Origin of the sequence: Synechococcus sp. A10-1-5-1 (assembly GCF_023115425.1) — a bacterium.
Lineage (GTDB): Bacteria > Cyanobacteriota > Cyanobacteriia > PCC-6307 > Cyanobiaceae > Vulcanococcus.
In genome coordinates this window covers 618938-636472 of sequence record NZ_CP096032.1, presented here as the reverse complement: position 1 = coordinate 636472, position 17535 = coordinate 618938, and the positions used below count along the sequence as shown (strand labels likewise).

Sequence of the window (17535 nt, the reverse complement as noted above, 5' to 3'; positions counted from 1 at the left end):
AGCTTGCGGGTAGAGCGAAGGACTGCGGCTGATGTTTCGTCATCTCCTGGTGCCAACTGACGGTTCAGAACTCTCCCAGTTGGCAGTGGATCAGGCGGTCCAGATGGCCAGTGAAATCGGTGCCATGGTCACCTTTTTCCATGTTCAACCCAGTTTTTATGGCCGCCCTGACGTGGCCCTCTATGGCGAGGGCTTAGTCCTCGATCCTCTGTTGAGCGAGCAGTTCAACAAGGCCAATGCGGACTACGCCGAATCGGTCTTGGAGCAGGCCAAGGCCAAGGCCAGCAGCAAAGGTGTGCTCGCGAATGGGGAGACCTCGGTCAATGCCGTCATCTACGAGGCGATCCTTGAGGCAGCCAGCGAGAACAATTGCGATCTGATCTTCATGGCCTCCCATGGCCGGCGCGGCTTGGCTGGTCTTGTGCTCGGTAGTGAAACCCAACGGGTCCTCACCCACGCTGACCTCCCGGTGCTGGTCTATCCCGGCCGCGGCCAGGATTAGGGCCCGCTCTTGACGTTGGTGGCCTGCTGGATGAGCTGACCGGTGGTGGCCGTGTAGACCTGCTTGGCTTCTGCGGCGCTGCGGCCCACGCAGGTCATCCCCAACTTGCCGTACTCCGAAAGGCAGCCCAGTAGATGAAAGACGCTGCCCCGCAGGCGGGCGGGGTCGTAGTGCAGATCCGCTTCGGCAACGATGTCAATCAAGTCCGCTGGCAGGAGTCCTCGCAGGTTGGGGTGGGTGAGGTTGTCGGTGGCCATGTAGTGCAAGGCCTGTCCGGTGGGGGAGAGAAATTCACCCGATTCCCCATCGAGCGTGCCGGTGGTAATGGCCCGAAGGGCCATATAGGGGTGGGTGGTTCCTCCTTGCCTCAAGTTGACCTCGATCGCTTGCAGGTCCCACTGCCCATCGATCAGGCGGGCGATGAAATCGACTGCATAGCGCTCGAGCGCTCCTTCAGCGGCCAGGGCTTCCCCAACGGCATGGCCATGGCGCATCAGTGCGAGGCGATAGGCCTTGTCCGCGGGGAACCGGCAGCCTTGATAGGTCTGTCCATTGGTCCCCCCCAGGATCTGCTCATGGGTGGAGAGGACCTCAACGGAGCCCCCCGGATGAATGGTCCCTTGCACGCTGGGGGAGCTGAGCTGGTCGCCTCCTTCAAGCCAGGCTTCCACCAGGGCACCCTGCTCAGCCAGCAGGCTCAGCCAGCCCTTGGCGGGCATCGGTAAATGATCGAGTTCTTGCCGCAGCCGCTGGCGACGGCCTGCGGCAGAGAGCTCCTGCAGTTGCAACAGCTCAAGATCTAGGGATGCATTGCCTTCTCCACTGATCCCTTCGTTGAGCTTGACCACGCAGCGCTTGAGTTCTGGGTGGGCCTCCCAGAGCTCTGCAGTGACTTCGGCCAGGTCCTCGAGGTTGTGGACCAGATCACTCCCCGGTGGATGGGGAACTGTGCAGCGGGCAAAGAGCTCTCGACTGCCGGCTTTGCTGCCCCAATGGCCCAGGGCTGGGTCTGTGCCCAGGAGCGGAATCTGCAGTGCCTCGGAGAGCTGTTTTTCCAACTCGGTCACCACGAAGCAACTGATGAAGCTGCGGCCGGGTCGTAATTGCTCCTTGATCCGTGCGAGCAGGGCTGGGCGCTCCAGCAGTTTTTCAGTCAGCGGACGGTTCGAGGCGTCGTCGGCATCAAAGAGCTGCAGACGCCGGCGGGCATGGGAGGTGGGCACACCGGGTAAGAGCTCCAAGACCGCATCGACCACCAGCTCTGGCAGCAACTTGCTCGTGACGTAGATGGCCCTGACGCCGGGATCCCGGAGCCGAATCAGGGAAAACAACTGGCGCTCTTCGTAGTGGTGCGCTCCGGTCACCAAGGCCATCAGGGCCTGGTCCATGCTGAGTGAGGGCACGACCAGAACGTCAAACTGGCCGCTCTGACCGCTGTGTTCACAGCCCCAGCCAGGCTGCAGTTGCGCTTGGAGTTCCCGAAAGGAGAGGGCCATAGGGCGAGGCGCGCATCTCCATCTTTGCCAGGTTCTTCCGTTTTGCCCGTTGGCCAGCTAAGTCGTAAATAGGTGCACTGCCCTGGCCCGGTGAGTTCGAGCGATTCCAACTTGGCTGGATGGGAGGACCTGGCGCTTTGGCAACCGGTGATCGATCGGATGGATCCGATTGCTCGGATTGAAGAGCAGAACCACACGCGCTTGCCTTGGCTGATCCCTGAGCGCCATCGCCGCATGGCCGAAAGTCCCTTCGCTTGGTTCAGGGGTACGGCAGCCCAGATGGCGGCGGATCTGGCTCCGTTGCCCCGCAGTACCCATCAGGTCCAGCTTTGCGGCGATGCCCACCTGCTGAACTTCGGTTTTTATGCCTCGCCAGAGCGCAGTCTTGTTTTTGATATCAACGACTTTGATGAGACGGCTCCTGGGCCGTTTGAGTGGGATGTCAAACGGCTCCTGGTCAGTGCCGTCCTAGTGGCACGGCAATGGCAGCTGGATAGGGAGGAGCAATTCCGCTTGGCTCGCAAGGTGGCGGGGGCCTATCGCAAGGCCATGGCGGAGTACGCCAGCCTTCCCACCCTGAAGCTTTGGAATTGCCTGCTCCACGTTGAGCGGTTTGTTGAGGCCCTGCCGGCCACGGCCTTTCGATCCCATCTGGAGGCTGCGATGGGCCAAGCTCTGCGGCGTTCGGGCCGTCATGCCATCCAGAAGCACTGTGAGTTCCTGCCCGATGGGACGGCCCAGATTCGCCATGAACCGCCGTTGATCTGGCGGCACGCTCTGCTGGATCCTGCCCAGTTGTGGATCTCACCGGAGCCTGTCGATCCTGCCTCTCTCCCCAGCCATGCCGAGGCGCTGGCCTTCCTGTTGGCGGGCTATCGCGACAGCCTGCCGTCCCACCGGCGTTATCAGCTGCAGGACTTCGCCATGATCGACACCGCTCTGAAGGCCGTCGGTGTCGGTTCCGTGGGGACCCGCTGTGCGATTGGTTTGATGAAGGGGCCGCACCCCGAGGATTGGCTGCTGCTGCAAAGCAAACAGGCTCTGCCGTCCTGCATCAGCCAGCAACTCGGAGAGCAGGCTGGGCATGAGGGACAACGGGTTGTCGAAGGTCAGCGCTTGATTCAGTGCGTGTGCGATTCCTTCTTGGGCTGGACCACTACGCCGAAGGGGTTGCCGTTGTATTGGCGGCAGTTCAGGGATTGGAAGGCCTCGGTCCCCCTGGACGCGATGAAGCCGGCTTCCTTGAAGGCCTACGCCAAGCTTTGCGCCTCGGTCCTGGCCCGGGCCCACGCCAGAAGCGGACAGCGCCAAGCGCTCCATGGCGCCCTGGGGGATGACAAAGCGTTTGATCGGGCCATGGCCAGCTTTGCTGTGGCCTACAGCGATCAGGTGGAAGAGGACCACCGCGCCCTGCTCCAGGCGATGGCCTCGGGCCGTCTCACAAGCTCAGACTGATCTGGACGCTGGTGGCTAATGGAACGGCGTTCAGCCAGGTTGAGCATGTTTTTCGTTATCGATATATAGAGCAGGCTTGAGTTTCCGTGTTTATCGCTCCAGGGCTAGTGAAAACCTGGATTTATCGGCTGCCAATACTGTGCTTCGGAATTTCAGAAAGAGGTTGCTATTTTCAGTGTCCTTGGCAGGATAAAAGAGTCCATTTAAGGGTTATTCAAGGGTGATTTAATCCGTGCTTTAGTCGCCCAATTCGACTCCCTTGGTTTCCTTCGGTCTTCTCGTTAACGCAATCTCAATCCCAATGGCTTCGTTAAACTCTAATCAAGACAAGGCGTCTTCTGTGCCTTTGAAGGCAAAAATAGCCAATGTTTTTCAGGCAAGAAAAGCCTTTCATGGTAAAAGTCTGCTCGGCAGGCTGAATAACAAAGTTGCAACAAGCATTACTAACAGCGTTGGAACGATGTGGTGTGCTTATATATTCGCAGCTCTTGCACTTGTCTCACTCCCTGATGCTTTGAGCTCAGGTAATCTAATAACAATTGTCGCGTGGACGGCGCAAACCTTTTTGCAGTTAGTCCTGTTGCCCATCATTATCGTTGGGCAAAATATACAGGCAAAGCAAACTGACCTCAGGGCCGAAGAGGATCATAAGAATATCATTACGGTTCACGAGCTTGCTAGTGATAATCATAAGTTTATCCAGGAAGCGAGAGACATGAAACATCGCACAGGCGAACGACTCGCCGCCATTGAGAAAAAGCTCGACCTTCTCTTGTCTTCTTAAGTTTTATTCTGGTGCTACCTTGAGCGCCGCCCATGCTTAAGCAGCGAAGCCCACGCCTTCGTAGTCACGTGTTTGACAAAAGAACCTTGATAACGAGTTGCTCCTCATAGAACTCGAAAAGCCCCGGAGAGGACCCTGATGGCTTGGGCTAGGACACCTTTAGCTCTCATAGGTTTTGGGTTCGGTTTGCATAAAGTTATAGAAGCTTTGTGCGCTACGCATAGGGTACCTCTGTCAAAAATAGATGTAGATATCCTTGCTCTTGTAGTCCTTGTGACGGGAGTATTCTATTTGATATCAGCTGTTTGCAGTCACAGTAAAGAGCTGGATCGATTGCGTGATCCAGGCTTTGTGTATGAAGGCTCCGCCAGATCTGCTTCCACTGTAAGCCTAATGATTGCTTTGATCGGAGTGGTGGCATCTGTGCTGGTGATAACTAGTTGGTTCAGGTAATGCTCAAAGGTTCTTGAGGTGTATATTCCCGCAAATATCGAGCTTCAATGTGCAATCGATCTGAATAGGTTCGATCGATTTCCTTCTTGGTGCCCTGGGCGAGGGCAAAACATTTGATTGGGCCATGGCCAGCTTTGCTATGGCCTACAGCGATCAGGTGGAAGAGGACCACCGCGCCCTGCTCCAGGCGATGGCCTCAGGTCGTCTCACAAGCTCAGACTGATCTGGACGCTGGTGGTCAGGATCCCTGGGGTGGGTTGTTCGCGCCCGCTTGGATCGAAGATCCACTGCAGGGTGGGTTGCAGATTCAGGTTGGGATTGAGCTGCAGCCGGTAGCCCAATTCCAGGACGCCCTCATAGGGCCGGTTGGGATAGGCCGGTGGTGCACTGGAGCTCAGGCCGGCGTGGCTGCCCCCCAGGATCAGCAGGTCCTGGGGGCGGTTGGGGACGACGCCTTGGACCACCACGCCACCGCCGATGAAGCTGGGGGCCTGGTTCAGGCTGAAGTTCGGCGAGTAGGCCGCGCCAATCCAGACCCGATCATCGAGTCCCAGGCGTAATCCGCTCTTCCAGGTCGCGCTTCCATAGACGCCTTCGCCCTGGAAGTCCGTGGTGAAGCCCCCCACCGACAACAGCTCAGCGGGCAAGGTGGGGGTGGCGGCAACGGCACCCTTTGGCGTGTAGTTCAGCTGCAGGATGTGGGCATCGCCGACCTTGGTGGGTGTGAGGTTCACCGGCGCCCCCAGGGAGGTGATCACGGGGATCGCTGTTTTCAGGTCAAACCAGCCGTAGTAGACGGCGAGGCTCTCGTGGGGATGCAGATCCAGCCGTGCCGCGAGGGCAGAGAAGGGCGTAACCGGAATGTTCCCCGCATAGATGTTGTAGGTGTTGTTCAGCGCCGAGTGCACATAGCTATCGAGGATCGGGGCCGTCATTAAGGTCCCGTCGAAATCGCTATTGATCGGGATGACACCAGCGCGTAGCCCGATCCAACTGGTTCCGGCGTCACGCTCCAGCGAGAGTTCCGTGGGGTAGAACCCGGCGGGGTAGGCCAGGGTTTGTGGGGCGAGGAAGGCGCCAATCCGGCCGGCATAGCTGACGTCGCCGGCGACGTGGTTGACGTTGAGATTCAGGCTCCAGTGGTCCAGCTCGACCCAGTCCGTGGAGGCCTTGCCCAGGCCAGCTCCGACCTGGAGATCGAGGTCGGTGTCTTGGATCCAGGCCGATGTCTGCGCCGCGCCGCCGATCGGGTTGGCCATGGGCTCGGCGGTGTAACTGATCGAGACGCGCAGCCAATCCGGCAGCTTCAGTGCCTGCTGCAGGCTGAAGGGCTGATCAGCCGAGGCTTCCGCGGTGGGCGTGTCGACTTCGCCTGCCCACGCGCCCGCCCCAAGCAGCAGTCCCAGCAGGCAGCCCAGGGATCCAGTGGCGAGGCCGCGCGCGATCACCGTGGCGTCCGAAAAGGTGGCCCCATCTTGGCGGCAATCGCCATGAAAAACCCCCGGCCGCTGGGCCGGGTAGCTGGCATTCACTGAGCTGGACAGCTCAGCCCTTGGAGCGGCCGCGGCCCTTGGCTTTGGGCTTCTCCTCTTTGGCGGGTGCTTCGGCGGCGGGCGCCGGTGCTGCGGTGTTTCCATCACCACTGACGACGACGCTGACGACGCGGCCGCCCTGGCGCAGGATGCGCTGCAGCGCCTCGTTCATCCGGCCGTAGGGCACCCGGGTGGTGTAGGCGCCGTGGCGGATGCAGCGGTTGTTGGCGATGCCGGTCGCGGTGATCGTGACCACGCGGCTGCTGTCCGCTGCACCGGCATTCGGAGCGGAGACCAGCAGCTCATTGCTGCGGAAGCCGTAGGCGGGGGTGCCATCGATGCGGCGGGTGCTGGGCAGGTCGCCGCTCGGCAGATCACTGCCGGACGAGACGGCTGCGCTGAAGGGACCGTCGGTGGAGATGTGGGCGTACTGAGCCGCGCTGGGGGTCCGGTTCGGAGTGGAGGGCACCGCTGACGGGGATCGGACGGTTCTGGTGCAGGGCTTGGCCCAGCTTGAACTGGGTGCCGTTGCGGTCGCCCTTCACCGAGGCGGCGGCGCCGCGGGCCAGTTGCATCAGATGGGAGAACTGCCGGCCTTCATGGCCAATCGAATAGCCCCAGCCATGCATTTGGGGAACGCGGTGGTTGCCGAAATTGCGGTTGTATTCGGCGCTATCGATGTAGGAGTCGATCTCCGCGTCGTAGCCCTGCTCCTGCAGGATCGTGAAGTGGTGGAGCATCTCCTCTTTGTTGTGAGGAGCGCGGCCCAACAGGTGCTTGTGGTTGAGCTCGATGAAGCGATAGGGGTTGCAGTTCTCGAAGAACCGGGCGCGGTACTGGGCGCTCTTGGCCACGAGGCGCACGAATTCCCGCACGTTCAGGTAGCCGTTCCGGAAGAGCGACTCGCTGCCTTCGAGTCGATCGCTCTTCATCACATGCTGTCCGCCCAGAACCTGCTGGTAAACGGCGCGAATGATGGTGCTGTTATCGCTATCGGATGCCTGCTTCCAGTGTTCTTTGTTCTGGCCGTTTGCAAACCTCTCGATGCCCAGGGCGGGCGCCTTTACAAGAGACAGGTGGTTCGGGCGGACTGTGGGAGAAGCGCGTGATTCACGCAGCCGCGTCGAAAGTAGGCAGGTTTGTCTTGGCTGTCTTTGAAAGATTGCGAGCTCTTTACGCCGCTTTTGTGTGCCATTGGGCCTGATTGAGGCGCCAATTCAGTGCTTCACCGGCGTGAAATGGCACCAGGGTTGTGGGAGTCGTGCTGCCGTTCTCGAGCTCCATCAGGCCTGGAATCGAGTCGTTGCTGCCGCTGCGTTCCAGTGCAATCGTGCCCGTGTTGAGCGGGAGCCCGTAGAAAGTCGGGCCATGCACGCTGGCGAAGGCCTCGAGGCGATCGAGCACCCCCTCTTCTTCGAAGACTTGGGCGTAGCTCTCGATGGCAAACGGTGCGTTGTAGATCCCGGCGCAGCCGCAGGCCGATTCCTTCGATCCCCTCGGGTGGGGCGCTGAATCGGTGCCCAGGAAGAACTTGCTGCTGCCGCCGGTGGCCGCCGCCCGCAGGGCGAGGCGATGCCGTTCCCGTTTGGCGATCGGCAGGCAGTAGAAGTCCGGCCGCAGGCCCCCTTGGAAGAGGGCGTTGCGGTTGATGTGCAGGTGGTGCGGCGTGATCGTCGCCGCCAGGTTGTCGGGTCCGGTGGCCACGAAGTCCGCCGCGTCGGCGGTGGTGATGTGCTCGAGCACCACCTTCAAGCCCGGATGGCGCTGGAGCAGGGGGATGAGCTGCTGCTCGATGAAGACCGCCTCGCGATCAAAGATGTCAACGGCTGGATCGGTGACCTCGCCGTGGATCAGCAACGGCATGCCAATCCGCTCCATCGTCTCCAGCACGGATTGGATGTTGGCGAGATCGCGCACCCCGGCATCGGAGTTGGTGGTCGCGCCGGCGGGATAGAGCTTGGCGGCGCTGAAGACCCCTTCGCCGTAGCCCAGCTCGAGCTCGGCGGGGTTGATGGTTTCCGTCAGGTAGGCGGTCATCAGCGGCGTGAAACCTGCTGCGGCGTCAGCCCCTTGGCTGGCCCTCAGGGCGGCCGTGATCCGATCGCGGTAGGCCTTGGCCTGCTCCACCGTGGTGATGGGTGGCTTGAGGTTGGGCATCACGATGGCCCGGGCGAATTGCCGCGCCGTGTGGCCGACTACCGCCTGCAGCATCTCCCCATCGCGCAGGTGGAGATGCCAGTCGTCTGGCGTGCGGATCGAGAGGGTGCTGGTCATCCCTTCGTTTTACACAACAGTGCTCTACTCAAAGGGGGTCTCCCTGGGCTGGTTCCAGGTGGATCGGTTTGGACCACCGGAGACCAGGTAGGCCGAGAGGGCCAGCAGTAGCACCGAGCCGGAGAAGACCAACAGATTGGTGGTGTTGTCGATCGGGAAGATCAACATCGACTTAAAGGCGGCCACGATCAAGGCCACCAGGATCACCTTCACCAACTTTTCCTTCAGAACATCCAGGCTGCGGATGTCCAGCAGTCCGTTGCCGCCGGCGCCAGGGCTGCGGGCCGCCTCGATGTCAGAGATCAGCAGCTCGTAGACGCCATAGCCAAAGATCATCAGGGCGATCCCGATCAGATACAGATCGACGCCGCCCACCAGCTCCCCAAGCAGCAGAGCCACCGTGCGGCTGTCGTCCGGGGAGGCATCAAGCAGTAGGCCCATGGAGTGCCAGATCTCTGAAGTGCCGCTGATGAAGGTGGCGCCGCTGCCCAGCAGGCTCATCACCACGGGCACGATCGCGATTAATCGGAATTTCCAGAGCCAGCGTTCAAAGACGTTCTCAATGGCCCAGCTCAGGCGCTTGATCGAACTCATCGAAGCGTTGGGTGCAGCGATAGATGGGGTGACCCTAGGCCGCTGTTTCGGCGACGTTGTGGGGCACTCGTTCGCGTTCAGAGCAGCCGAATGAAAAAACCAGTGGCAGGCTCAGGCCTCATTGGAGGACCGGTGGCACAATTCGCGAAATGAGCCCTGGTTGATGCCCTTTTCCCCTTCGCTCAGCGGCAAGGTCATCCGATCGCTGCCCCTGCTCGCTGGCCTGGCCCTCACGGGTTGTGCCGTTGAAGGTTCGGGGGTGCAAAGCCAAAAGCTCGCTGCGCTGAAGGCCCGCGGTGAATTGGTCTGCGGCGTCGACGGCAAGTTGCCGGGCTTCAGCTTTGTCGCCCCTGATGGCCGCTACCAGGGCTTTGAGGTGGACCTCTGCCGGGCGGTCGCCGCTGGAGTGCTCGGCGATCCCGCCAAGGTGGAATTCCGCGATCTCAGCGCCAGTGAGCGCTTTGCGGCGGTCAATAGCGGCGAAGTGGATCTGCTCTCCCGCAGCACCACCATGACCCTCAGCCGCGATGCGGCAGGGGGCAACGCCCTGAGTTTTGCGCCGGTCCATTTCTATGGCGGTCAGGCCGTGATGGTGAACGCGGGAAGCGGCATCACCTCCTTGAAGCAGCTGGCCGGCAAGCCGATCTGCGTGACCACCGGGACCACCACGGAATTAAACCTGGCGGATCGGATGCGGGAGCTCAACGCCGCCTACATGCCGCTGAAGTTTCAAAACGACGGCCAGACCTACGGGGCCTATCTCCAGGGCCGATGTGTGGCGGTCACCAGTGATCGAGCTCTGCTGGCCGCCAAACGCAGCAGCTTTCCCGACCCCAAGGCCCACGTCCTGCTTGCCGGCGACCTGAGCAAAGAACCCTTGGCCATGGCCACGGTGAACGGTGATCCGGCCTGGGCCGATGCGGTGCGTTGGATCGCCTTTGCCCTGATGCAGGCGGAAGAATCCGGCATCACCCAGGCCAACGTCGAGACCAAGCTCGCTGAGGCCCAGGCCGACAGCAACCAGGCCGATCTGCGGCGTTTTCTCGGGGTGGATGGCCAGTTGGGCCAGCAGCTTGGCTTGCCGGCTGATTTCGTCGTTCAGGTGATCAAGGCCGTGGGCAATTACGGCGAGATCTTTGATCGCAACTTGGGCGTGAACACCAGCATCGATCTGGAGCGGGGCACCAATCGCCAGTGGACCGATGGCGGCTTGATCTATTCGCCGCCCTTCCGCTGATGGCTGAGTCGGTCACGCCTTGGTGGCGCAACCGCCGCCTGATCCCCTGGTTGGTTCAGGCCGTGGTCGGTCTGCTGGTGCTGGTCCTGGTGGCTTTCCTGCTGGGGAACTTGGTGCAGAACCTGGCCTCGGCCGGTTTGCTGCTGACCTGGCGCTGGATCGGCAACCCCGCCGGTTTTGACATCTCCGGCAGTTGGTTGCCCTTCAGTGCAGAGCAGCCCTACTGGTGGGCGCTGCTGGCGGGACTGGTCAACACCTTGCGTGTTGTCGTTCTTGGTTTGATCGGCGCTTCGATCGTCGGTACTGCCGTTGGGGTGGCCTCCTTTAGTGGCAACGCCTTGCTGAGGGGCCTGGCGCGGGTCTACGTCGAGCTGATCCGCAACATTCCCCTGCTGCTGCAGTTGGTGTTCTGGTATTTCGTGGTCTTTCTCTCCCTGCCGGGTGGGGCCCAGGCGATTCAGTGGCCGGGGCTGGTGTTGGCGCAGTCGGGCCTCTACCTGGGGATGCCTGAGTTGGTGAATGGGGTTTGGCAGGCACCGATTCGTCTGAGCGTTGAGTTCGCCGCCCTCCTGACTGGCTTGATCGTCTACATCTCTGCCTTTATCTCGGAGGTGGTTCGGGGAGGGATTGCCTCGGTGCCCAAGGGGCAGTGGGAGGCCGCCCGATCGCTGGGCTTCAGCCCTCTGCAAACCCTGCGCCGGGTGGTCCTGCCCCAGGCCCTGCCGGTGATCGTTCCAGGTCTGAATAATCAGTACATCTCCCTGGCTAAGAGCTCTTCGCTGGCCATCGCCTGCGGCTACGCCGATCTCTATTCCGTGGCGGAGACGACCTTGAACCAGACCGGGCGAGCTGTGGAGGTCATGGTGATCCTGCTGGGGGCCTACTTGGCGATTGATCTGGTGATCTCCGCTCTGATGAACGGGCTGAACCGGGCTGTCCAGATGAGGAGTCGCTGATGGAGCGCTCCTCCCAACTGCAGCGCCTGCGGGCCGCCTTCTTCGCGTCTCCCCTCGATGGCCTGATCACGGCCCTGCTGCTGGCCGCCCTGTTGGCCGGTGGCCATGCCTTGATCCAGTGGCTGGTCTTCAAAGCCCAGTGGGCGGTGATTCAGGTCAACAGCACCCTGTTCGCCATTGGCCGCTATCCGCTTGATCAGCAGTGGCGCCTGTGGTTGCTCACGACCCTCCTGGCGGGTGCCACGGGCTTGAGTTGGGGACTGCTGCGTGCTTTGCCTCGCCCCGATCGTCGGGCCGTGCTCTGGCCGGGCAATGATCGTTTGGCCGTTGCGCTGCTGGCGGGTCTGGCGGGGCTCTTGCCGCTGTTTCTTCAGCTGAGCTCCGCCATCGCCCTGCGCTGGTGGCTGGTCACGACTCTGTTGCTCTCTTGCCGTTGGTTGGCCGGGCGCTTTGGGGCAGCCCTACCTGCTTTGCTGCGTCGGGGCTGGCCCTTGATCTGGCCGTTCCTCTACGTGGTGGGCATGACCTTGATCGCGGGGGGCTTCGGTCTGCCCGCGGTTTCCCCTTCCCGTTGGGGTGGGCTGCTGTTGACCTTGATCGAGGCCAGCTTCGCGATCCTGCTTTGCTTCCCTTTGGGGGTGCTGCTCGCCCTCGGCCGGCGCAGCCGCTTGCCGCTGCTGCGTTGGCTCTCGGTGATCTACATCGAGTTCATCCGCGGGGCGCCGCTGATCACCCTGCTGTTTCTCGGCCAGAACATCCTGGGGCTCTTGCTGCCAGGTGGCTTCACTCCGGATCGGGTCTGGCGCGCGGCTTGGGTGCTGACCTTCTTTGCGGCGGCCTATGTCGCCGAAGCCGTGCGGTCGGGGTTGGTGGCCTTGCCCCCGGGACAGATGGAGGCAGCCCGCGCCCTGGGCTTGCCGGTTCATCAGGCCATGCTCAAGGTGGTCTTGCCCCAGGCCCTGCGGGTGGCCTTGCCGGCCATGGTCGGGCAGTTCATCAACCTGCTGCAGGACACCACCTTGCTCTCGCTGATCGGTTTGTTTGAGCTGCTGGGCACGGCCCGGGCGGTGATGGCCAACCCTGCTTTCCTCGGGAAGGACGCCGAGGTCTATCTCGTGCTGGCGGTGCTGTTTTGGTGCTGCTGCGCGGCCTTGGGTTTGGGGAGCCGCGCCCTGGAAACCCGCCTGAATCCCAACCCTCAACCCGCCTGAGTCTCCCCATGACGGATCGCGACCTGATCATCGAGGCCCGCGGGGTCGAGAAGTGGTACCCCAACGGCTACCACGCCCTTCGCGGTGTGGACCTGAGCGTCTATCGCGGTGAGGTGGTGGTGATCATGGGGCCCTCCGGCTCCGGTAAGAGCACGTTCATTCGCACCTTCAACGCCCTCGAGGATTTCCAGGCGGGATCGATCGTCGTCGATGGGATGGCGCTCTCCGATGACGTCCGCAACATCGATGCGATCCGCCGTGAGGTGGGGATGGTCTTTCAACAGTTCAATCTGTTCCCCCATCTGACGGTTCTCGAGAACCTCTGCCTCGCACCGGTGCTGGTGCGCAAGCGGGACAAGGCCGAAGTGGAGCAGGAGGCCTTGGACCTGCTGGAGCGCGTGAATATCCGTGAGCAGGCCGACAAGTATCCCGGGCAGCTCTCTGGCGGTCAGCAGCAGCGGGTCGCGATCGCCCGATCGTTGTGTATGGAGCCGCGGGTGATGCTCTTCGATGAACCCACCAGCGCCCTCGATCCCGAGATGGTGCAGGAGGTGCTGGAGGTGATGCAGGAGCTGGCCCGCGATGGGATGACCATGGTGGTGGTCACCCATGAGGTGCGTTTCGCCCGTCAGGTGGCCAGCCGGGTGGTGTTGATGGCCGAGGGGGAAGTGGTTGAGATTGCTCCGCCCGAGCAGTTCTTCAGCGCACCGCAACACCAGCGCACGCGGCAATTCCTGAGCCAGATTGCCTAGATGGAACGGCGCCAGGTTCAGGCCTATATCGACGAAGTTCCCCGCTGGTCCAGTGGCGAAGGCCTGGCGGGGCCCCCCCTCTCCTCGATGCAGTGGCTGGTCTGGGTCTTGGCCTCGGCGGGCAAGTTTTTCGAGGGGTTCGTCGTCTTCATCGGCGGCATCGCCCTGCCGCTGGTCCATGAGGAATTTGCCCTGAGCGCCGCCGAGGGCGGTCTGCTGACGGCGGCTCCTCTGTTGGGGATCTTGATCGGTGCCTTGGTGCTGGGCGGCCTGGCGGATCGCTGGGGGCGCAAACCGGTCTTCATTACCGAGATGCTGCTGCTGCTGCTCGGGTTGGTCGGCGCGGCCTTCAGTCCCAGCTTTGGCCTACTCCTTAGCTGTCTGTTGCTGGTGGGTGTTGCCCTGGGGGCGGACTATCCCACGGCCCATCTGGTGATCTCCGAATCGATCCCCTCCGCCATTCGTGGTCGTTTGGTTTTGGGGGCCTTCAGCTTTCAGGCCCTGGGGGCCCTGGCGGCCACAGCCCTGGGGATTGGGGTGTTGCTGCTGCGCCCCGAACTGCAGGCCTGGCGCAGTTTTTACCTCTATCCCGTGATTCCGGTAGCCCTGGTGGCTTGGGGCCGCTTGCTCCTACCGGAGAGCAGCCATTGGTTGGCCTCCCGCGGTGATCTACAGGGCGCCGAGCAGCAACTGGGATTGCTGTTGAACCGCTCCGATGTGGAGCTCAGGCCCGCTGAGGTCTCCTCCCCGGGCAACGGCTCCTGGAGGGAGCTGTTCCAAGGGCGACTGCTCCGGGCCACGGTGCTCTCTTCGGTGCCCTGGTTCCTTCAGGACATCTCCACCTATGGCATCGGGATTTTTACCCCTGTGATCATCGGTGCCTTCTTCGGCACGGCGATGGGCGGGCATACGGTCAGTGCCGTGATTCACGACGACCTGCTGGGCGCCAAAGGGGCGGCGCTGGTGGATCTGGCCTTTGTGGCGGGCATCGCTGTGGCCATTGCCCTGGCGGATCGCTGGGGACGAATCCCCCAGCAGGTGATCGGTTTTATCGGCTGCGCCTTGGGGCTGGCTTTAGCGGCTCTGGGCTCCGGTGATGGGCCCTGGGGGCAGAGCCTTCCCCTGATCCTCTGCGGCTTTGTCCTGTTCCAATTCATGACCAACGTCGGGCCCAATGCCCAGACCTATCTGTTGGCGGGGGAGCTCTTCCCCACGCATCTACGGGGATTAGGGGCTGGTGTGGCGGCCGCCGCCGGCAAGGTGGGCGCGGTTCTCACGGCCTTTCTTTTCCCGGTCTTGTTGGCGCAATGGGGCACCCAACGGCTGCTGCCGCTGCTGGTGCTCTCGTCCCTGGTGGGGGCTGCTGTGACCTGGATCTATCGCATTGAAACCAAGGGTCTAGATCTGGGTGCGGCGGCCCAGAACCGGCCTTGAGCCATCCACGTCAGCTGCTGCTGTTAGCCGGGGGTGGCCACAGCCATGTCCTGCTGCTGCGGCGCTGGTTGATGCGCCCTCAGCTCAAGCCCAAGGACACAGCGGTGGTGCTGGTCAATCGCGGCAGCACCGCCCTCTATTCCGGGATGGTGCCAGGCCTGGTGGCGGGCCTCTACGGTCCAGGCGAGTGCGCCATTGATCTTCGCGATCTCTGCAATCGAGCAGCTGTGTCCTTCGTGCGGGCTGAAATCACGGGCATTGATCTGCCGCGTTCGCAGCTGTTGCTCAAGGGCAGGCCGCCGCTTGCGTTCGATCGCCTCAGCCTCGATGTGGGTTGTCAGACCAGGGATGCCGAGGGCCAGCTCGGCGTCAAGCCGTTGGAGCCGTTTCTGCGTTGGCTCGAGCAGGCCCCGGCTTCGCTGCTGATTCGTGGGGGCGGGGCCGCGGCGGTGGAGTTGGCCTTGGCGCTCCGGGCCCGGGGCCACCAGCCCAAGCTGCTCTTGCGGGGTGAGCAGTTGCACCTGGGATCACCGGCGGCCAACCGCGCTGGGGAGCTCCTGCTGGCCGAGGCGGGGGTTCCTCTGAGCCGCGGTGTGGGCCCCGAGATGCCTGCTGATTTGGCCTGCACCGGCTCTCAGGCACCGCCCTGGTTGGTGGCCAGTGGTCTGCCCTGCGACCCCGTGACGGGCAGGATCTGGACTGAGCCAAGCCTGGCGGTGGAGGGCCATCCCCGCGTGTTCGCCTCCGGGGATTGCGGTCTGCTCCGTCGCGATCCTCGGCCTGCCTCGGGGGTCTGGGCCGTGCGCGCAGCGCCGCTGCTGGCGGTCAATCTCAAACGCAGCCTGGAGCAGCCCGGGCGAGGGCTCAGGCCTTGGCACCCCCAGGCTCGCGCGCTGCAGTTGCTGGGGGATGGAGGCACCCGGGCGGTGGCGTTCTATGGGCCCTGGTCACTGGGGCCCTCCCGCTGGCTTTGGCGCTGGAAGCAGCGGATCGACCGACGCTTCATGGAGGGGTTTGCGCGGGGCGCTGCCATGGGTGATGGGGAGGAGATGGCCTGCCGGGGCTGTGCCGCCAAGGTGGCCGCCGATCCGCTGCAGGGGGCCCTTGCCCGCCTACAGCCTGAGGGGAATTGCCCACCGCCGGAGGATGCCGCGGTCCTGGCGCCCACTCGAAGCGGAGATCTGCTGTTGCAGAGCCTCGATGGCTTCCCTGCCCTGGTGGATGACCCGTGGCTGAATGCCCGGCTGACCACCCTGCATGCCAGCAGCGATCTTTGGGCTTGCGGCGCTCAGCTGCAGAGCGTTCAAGCCCTGGTCACCTTGCCTGAGTCCGCCGCCTCGGTGCAGCAGGAACTGTTGTTCCAGACCTTGGCCGGTGTGCGCTCCGTTCTGGACCCCCTGGGGGTGCCCTTGCTCGGTGGTCACACCCTTGAGGGACGCGATGGCGCTGGTTTGGGCTTGAGCCTGAGCGTTAATGGATTAGTGGCCCCAGATCAGCACTGGCCCAAAGGGCCCCTGCAGGGCGATCAGGTTTTGATCTTGACGCGGCCGATTGGTACGGGGGTGCTGTTTGCTGCGGCGATGGCTGGGGTCGCCAAGCCCCAGTGGATTGACGCCGCTTTGGAGACGATGCAGCAGAACCAAGCACCCCTGGTGGAGCTGTTGCGGGCTTACGGCTGCAGCGCCTGCACCGATGTCACGGGCTTTGGGTTGCTTGGCCACCTCATTGAAATGCTTGGAGCCGGCCAAGTGGTGGAGTTGAATCCCGGCGCCATTGCTGCCCTCCCCGGTGCGCGAGCCCTATTGGAGCAGGGGCAGGCCAGCACCCTGGCCCCCTCCAATGCCCGGGCTCTGGCCCAGTTGGATCGCGGCGGCTGCGTGCACTTGAGCGCTCCGGCTACCGCTGTTGATCAGCAGTTGTGGATCGATCCACAAACCTGTGGACCCCTGCTGGCCGCCCTTCCGGCCTTCCGCGCAGAGGCCGCACTCGGGCGCATGCGGGAGTTGGGCTTTGATCAGGCTGCTGTGATTGCCAAGGTGCTGGCGGCCTAGTCGCGCACCAGCCAGCCCACCGTCAGGTCTCCGGGATCCCGTTGCAAATAGAGGTAGCCGCGGGCACCGTTGCTGCGGCGGCCATTGACGATCAGCGCGCTGTAGTTGTAACTCCGTCCGGTCTGATCGGTTTCCTGGATCGTTCCCCAGCAGCTCCTGGGATTCAGGGTCAGCTGGCCGCTGTAGCTCGCGGTTTCGCTGTTGCCGCCGTAGCTGGAGAGGGCGATCCCCTCCACGCTGCCGTTCTTCCACTGCTCCCGCTGCACAACGGCGTTGGGGCTCCAGCCTCCGCTGACTTGGCTGAGGCCCATCTGACGGCTAACCACTAGCCCATTGAGGTTGGCGTTGTTGCAGCGGCCCGTGGCCATCGGCAGCCAGCTGCTGCTGATCACCCGCCCTGTGCTGCGGATCAAGCCATAGACGGGGCGACCGCGGCCATCGAGGACCACCTCGCTGCGGTCCAGGCCCCAAGGCAGCTGACGCTCAATCACCGCGACGCAGTTGCTGCCGATGCTGCGCTGGCCCCGGTAGGCGCTGCGGCGCTCCTGGGAACCGAGTCGCTCCACCAGCAGACCCTCGACGCGTCCATTTGGGAGCCAGCGCTCCTCCATCAGCCGCGCCGTCGGGGTCTTGCTGCCCTCGATCACTCCGGCTCCCCACACGGCGAAGCGTCCAGTGCTGATTGGGCAGGTTGCGGGCGCAGCTGGGCTTGGACCCGCTGGAAGTGCCGTGATCAGCAGGGCAGCAGGCAGAACAACACGAGTCACGCCCATCGCAGCAGATCCAGCAGTGGTGCTCGCATCA

The 17535-nt window shown here is 62.8% G+C and carries 17 protein-coding genes; 10 read left to right on the top strand and 7 right to left on the bottom strand.

Annotated elements, in window-relative coordinates; translation table 11 throughout:
• Positions 1–31 precede the first annotated feature (31 nt).
• Entirely contained in the window at positions 32–502 is a 471-nt protein-coding gene (locus MY494_RS03345) for a universal stress protein (RefSeq protein WP_247911334.1), read from the top strand.
• On the opposite strand, the gene MY494_RS03340 is transcribed toward MY494_RS03345, so the two are convergent.
• Positions 499–1998 (bottom strand): peptide ligase PGM1-related protein, encoded by a 1500-nt coding sequence (locus MY494_RS03340; protein WP_247911333.1) that lies wholly within the window; start codon positions 1996–1998, stop codon positions 499–501. The genes MY494_RS03345 and MY494_RS03340 overlap by 4 nt on opposite strands.
• Positions 1999–2088: 90 nt before the next feature.
• On the opposite strand from MY494_RS03340, the gene MY494_RS03335 reads away from it, so the two are divergent.
• The 3 genes from MY494_RS03335 to MY494_RS13295 all read left to right on the top strand — a co-directional run bounded on the left by MY494_RS03335 (position 2089) and on the right by MY494_RS13295 (position 4690).
• On the top strand, positions 2089–3453 hold the full coding sequence (locus MY494_RS03335) for a DUF2252 domain-containing protein (RefSeq protein ID WP_247911332.1): 1365 nt from the start codon (positions 2089–2091) through the stop codon (positions 3451–3453).
• A 301-nt stretch (positions 3454–3754) separates the two neighbouring features.
• A complete protein-coding gene (locus tag MY494_RS03330) occupies positions 3755–4237 on the top strand; it encodes a hypothetical protein (RefSeq protein ID WP_247911331.1) in 483 nt (160 codons plus the stop codon).
• Positions 4238–4375: 138 nt separating this feature from the next.
• Complete coding sequence (locus MY494_RS13295) at positions 4376–4690, top strand: hypothetical protein (RefSeq protein ID WP_371820666.1); 315 nt, start codon at positions 4376–4378, stop codon at positions 4688–4690.
• Positions 4691–4896: 206 nt separating this feature from the next.
• Here the strand turns inward: MY494_RS13295 and MY494_RS03325 are convergent, their stop codons facing one another.
• The 5 genes from MY494_RS03325 to MY494_RS03310 form a co-directional block, all read right to left on the bottom strand.
• Positions 4897–6222, bottom strand: coding sequence for a carbohydrate porin (locus MY494_RS03325; RefSeq protein ID WP_247911330.1), 1326 nt, complete (start codon positions 6220–6222; stop codon positions 4897–4899).
• A 13-nt stretch (positions 6223–6235) separates the two neighbouring features.
• Positions 6236–6691 (bottom strand): phycobilisome linker polypeptide, encoded by a 456-nt coding sequence (locus tag MY494_RS13290; protein ID WP_371820665.1) that lies wholly within the window; start codon positions 6689–6691, stop codon positions 6236–6238.
• Positions 6597–7172: a phycobilisome rod-core linker polypeptide gene (locus MY494_RS13285; RefSeq protein WP_371820705.1), complete on the bottom strand. Its 576-nt coding sequence runs from the start codon at positions 7170–7172 to the stop codon at positions 6597–6599. The genes MY494_RS13290 and MY494_RS13285 overlap by 95 nt, the downstream gene beginning before the upstream one ends.
• Positions 7173–7395: 223 nt before the next feature.
• Positions 7396–8496, bottom strand: a complete 1101-nt coding sequence (gene pyrC / locus MY494_RS03315) for a dihydroorotase (RefSeq protein ID WP_247911329.1) — start codon at positions 8494–8496, stop codon at positions 7396–7398.
• A gap of 24 nt (positions 8497–8520) precedes the next feature.
• The gene (locus MY494_RS03310) at positions 8521–9090 is read right to left on the bottom strand and encodes a YqhA family protein (protein ID WP_010317753.1); all 570 of its coding nucleotides are present in this window, start codon (positions 9088–9090) and stop codon (positions 8521–8523) included.
• Positions 9091–9253: 163 nt separating this feature from the next.
• Between MY494_RS03310 and MY494_RS03305 the strand changes: the two genes are divergently transcribed.
• Genes MY494_RS03305 through selD form a run of 6 tightly spaced genes read left to right on the top strand, consistent with a single transcriptional unit; the run spans position 9254 to position 16731 of the window.
• Positions 9254–10327 (top strand): amino acid ABC transporter substrate-binding protein, encoded by a 1074-nt coding sequence (locus MY494_RS03305; RefSeq protein ID WP_247911328.1) that lies wholly within the window; start codon positions 9254–9256, stop codon positions 10325–10327.
• Entirely contained in the window at positions 10327–11283 is a 957-nt protein-coding gene (locus MY494_RS03300) for an ABC transporter permease subunit (RefSeq protein ID WP_247911327.1), read from the top strand. The genes MY494_RS03305 and MY494_RS03300 overlap by 1 nt, the downstream gene beginning before the upstream one ends.
• Positions 11283–12494, top strand: coding sequence for an amino acid ABC transporter permease (locus tag MY494_RS03295; RefSeq protein ID WP_247911326.1), 1212 nt, complete (start codon positions 11283–11285; stop codon positions 12492–12494). Before MY494_RS03300 ends, MY494_RS03295 begins: the two co-directional genes overlap by 1 nt.
• 8 nt (positions 12495–12502) lie before the next feature.
• Positions 12503–13246, top strand: a complete 744-nt coding sequence (locus MY494_RS03290; RefSeq protein WP_305852211.1) for an amino acid ABC transporter ATP-binding protein — start codon at positions 12503–12505, stop codon at positions 13244–13246.
• Positions 13247–14680 carry an MFS transporter gene (locus tag MY494_RS03285; protein ID WP_247911325.1) on the top strand — a complete coding sequence of 478 codons (1434 nt, stop codon included), beginning with the start codon at positions 13247–13249 and terminating at the stop codon, positions 14678–14680. It begins immediately after the preceding gene.
• A complete protein-coding gene (gene selD, locus MY494_RS03280) occupies positions 14677–16731 on the top strand; it encodes a selenide, water dikinase SelD (RefSeq protein WP_247911324.1) in 2055 nt (684 codons plus the stop codon). The genes MY494_RS03285 and selD overlap by 4 nt, the downstream gene beginning before the upstream one ends.
• Here the strand turns inward: selD and MY494_RS03275 are convergent.
• Positions 16728–17504, bottom strand: a complete 777-nt coding sequence (locus MY494_RS03275; RefSeq protein ID WP_247911323.1) for a hypothetical protein — start codon at positions 17502–17504, stop codon at positions 16728–16730. The two genes, selD and MY494_RS03275, sit on opposite strands and share 4 nt — an antisense overlap.
• Positions 17505–17535: the final 31 nt, after the last annotated feature.

Coding starts and splice junctions, on each gene's coding strand:
- MY494_RS03345 (WP_247911334.1), top strand. CDS start 32: ATGTTTCGTCATCTCCTGGTGCCAACTGACGGTTCAGAACTCTCCCAG.
- MY494_RS03340 (WP_247911333.1), bottom strand. CDS start 1,998: ATGGCCCTCTCCTTTCGGGAACTCCAAGCGCAACTGCAGCCTGGCTGG.
- MY494_RS03330 (WP_247911331.1), top strand. CDS start 3,755: ATGGCTTCGTTAAACTCTAATCAAGACAAGGCGTCTTCTGTGCCTTTG.
- MY494_RS13295 (WP_371820666.1), top strand. CDS start 4,376: ATGGCTTGGGCTAGGACACCTTTAGCTCTCATAGGTTTTGGGTTCGGT.
- pyrC (WP_247911329.1), bottom strand. CDS start 8,496: ATGACCAGCACCCTCTCGATCCGCACGCCAGACGACTGGCATCTCCAC.
- MY494_RS03310 (WP_010317753.1), bottom strand. CDS start 9,090: ATGAGTTCGATCAAGCGCCTGAGCTGGGCCATTGAGAACGTCTTTGAA.
- MY494_RS03305 (WP_247911328.1), top strand. CDS start 9,254: ATGCCCTTTTCCCCTTCGCTCAGCGGCAAGGTCATCCGATCGCTGCCC.
- MY494_RS03300 (WP_247911327.1), top strand. CDS start 10,327: ATGGCTGAGTCGGTCACGCCTTGGTGGCGCAACCGCCGCCTGATCCCC.
- MY494_RS03295 (WP_247911326.1), top strand. CDS start 11,283: ATGGAGCGCTCCTCCCAACTGCAGCGCCTGCGGGCCGCCTTCTTCGCG.
- MY494_RS03290 (WP_305852211.1), top strand. CDS start 12,503: ATGACGGATCGCGACCTGATCATCGAGGCCCGCGGGGTCGAGAAGTGG.
- MY494_RS03285 (WP_247911325.1), top strand. CDS start 13,247: ATGGAACGGCGCCAGGTTCAGGCCTATATCGACGAAGTTCCCCGCTGG.
- MY494_RS03275 (WP_247911323.1), bottom strand. CDS start 17,504: ATGGGCGTGACTCGTGTTGTTCTGCCTGCTGCCCTGCTGATCACGGCA.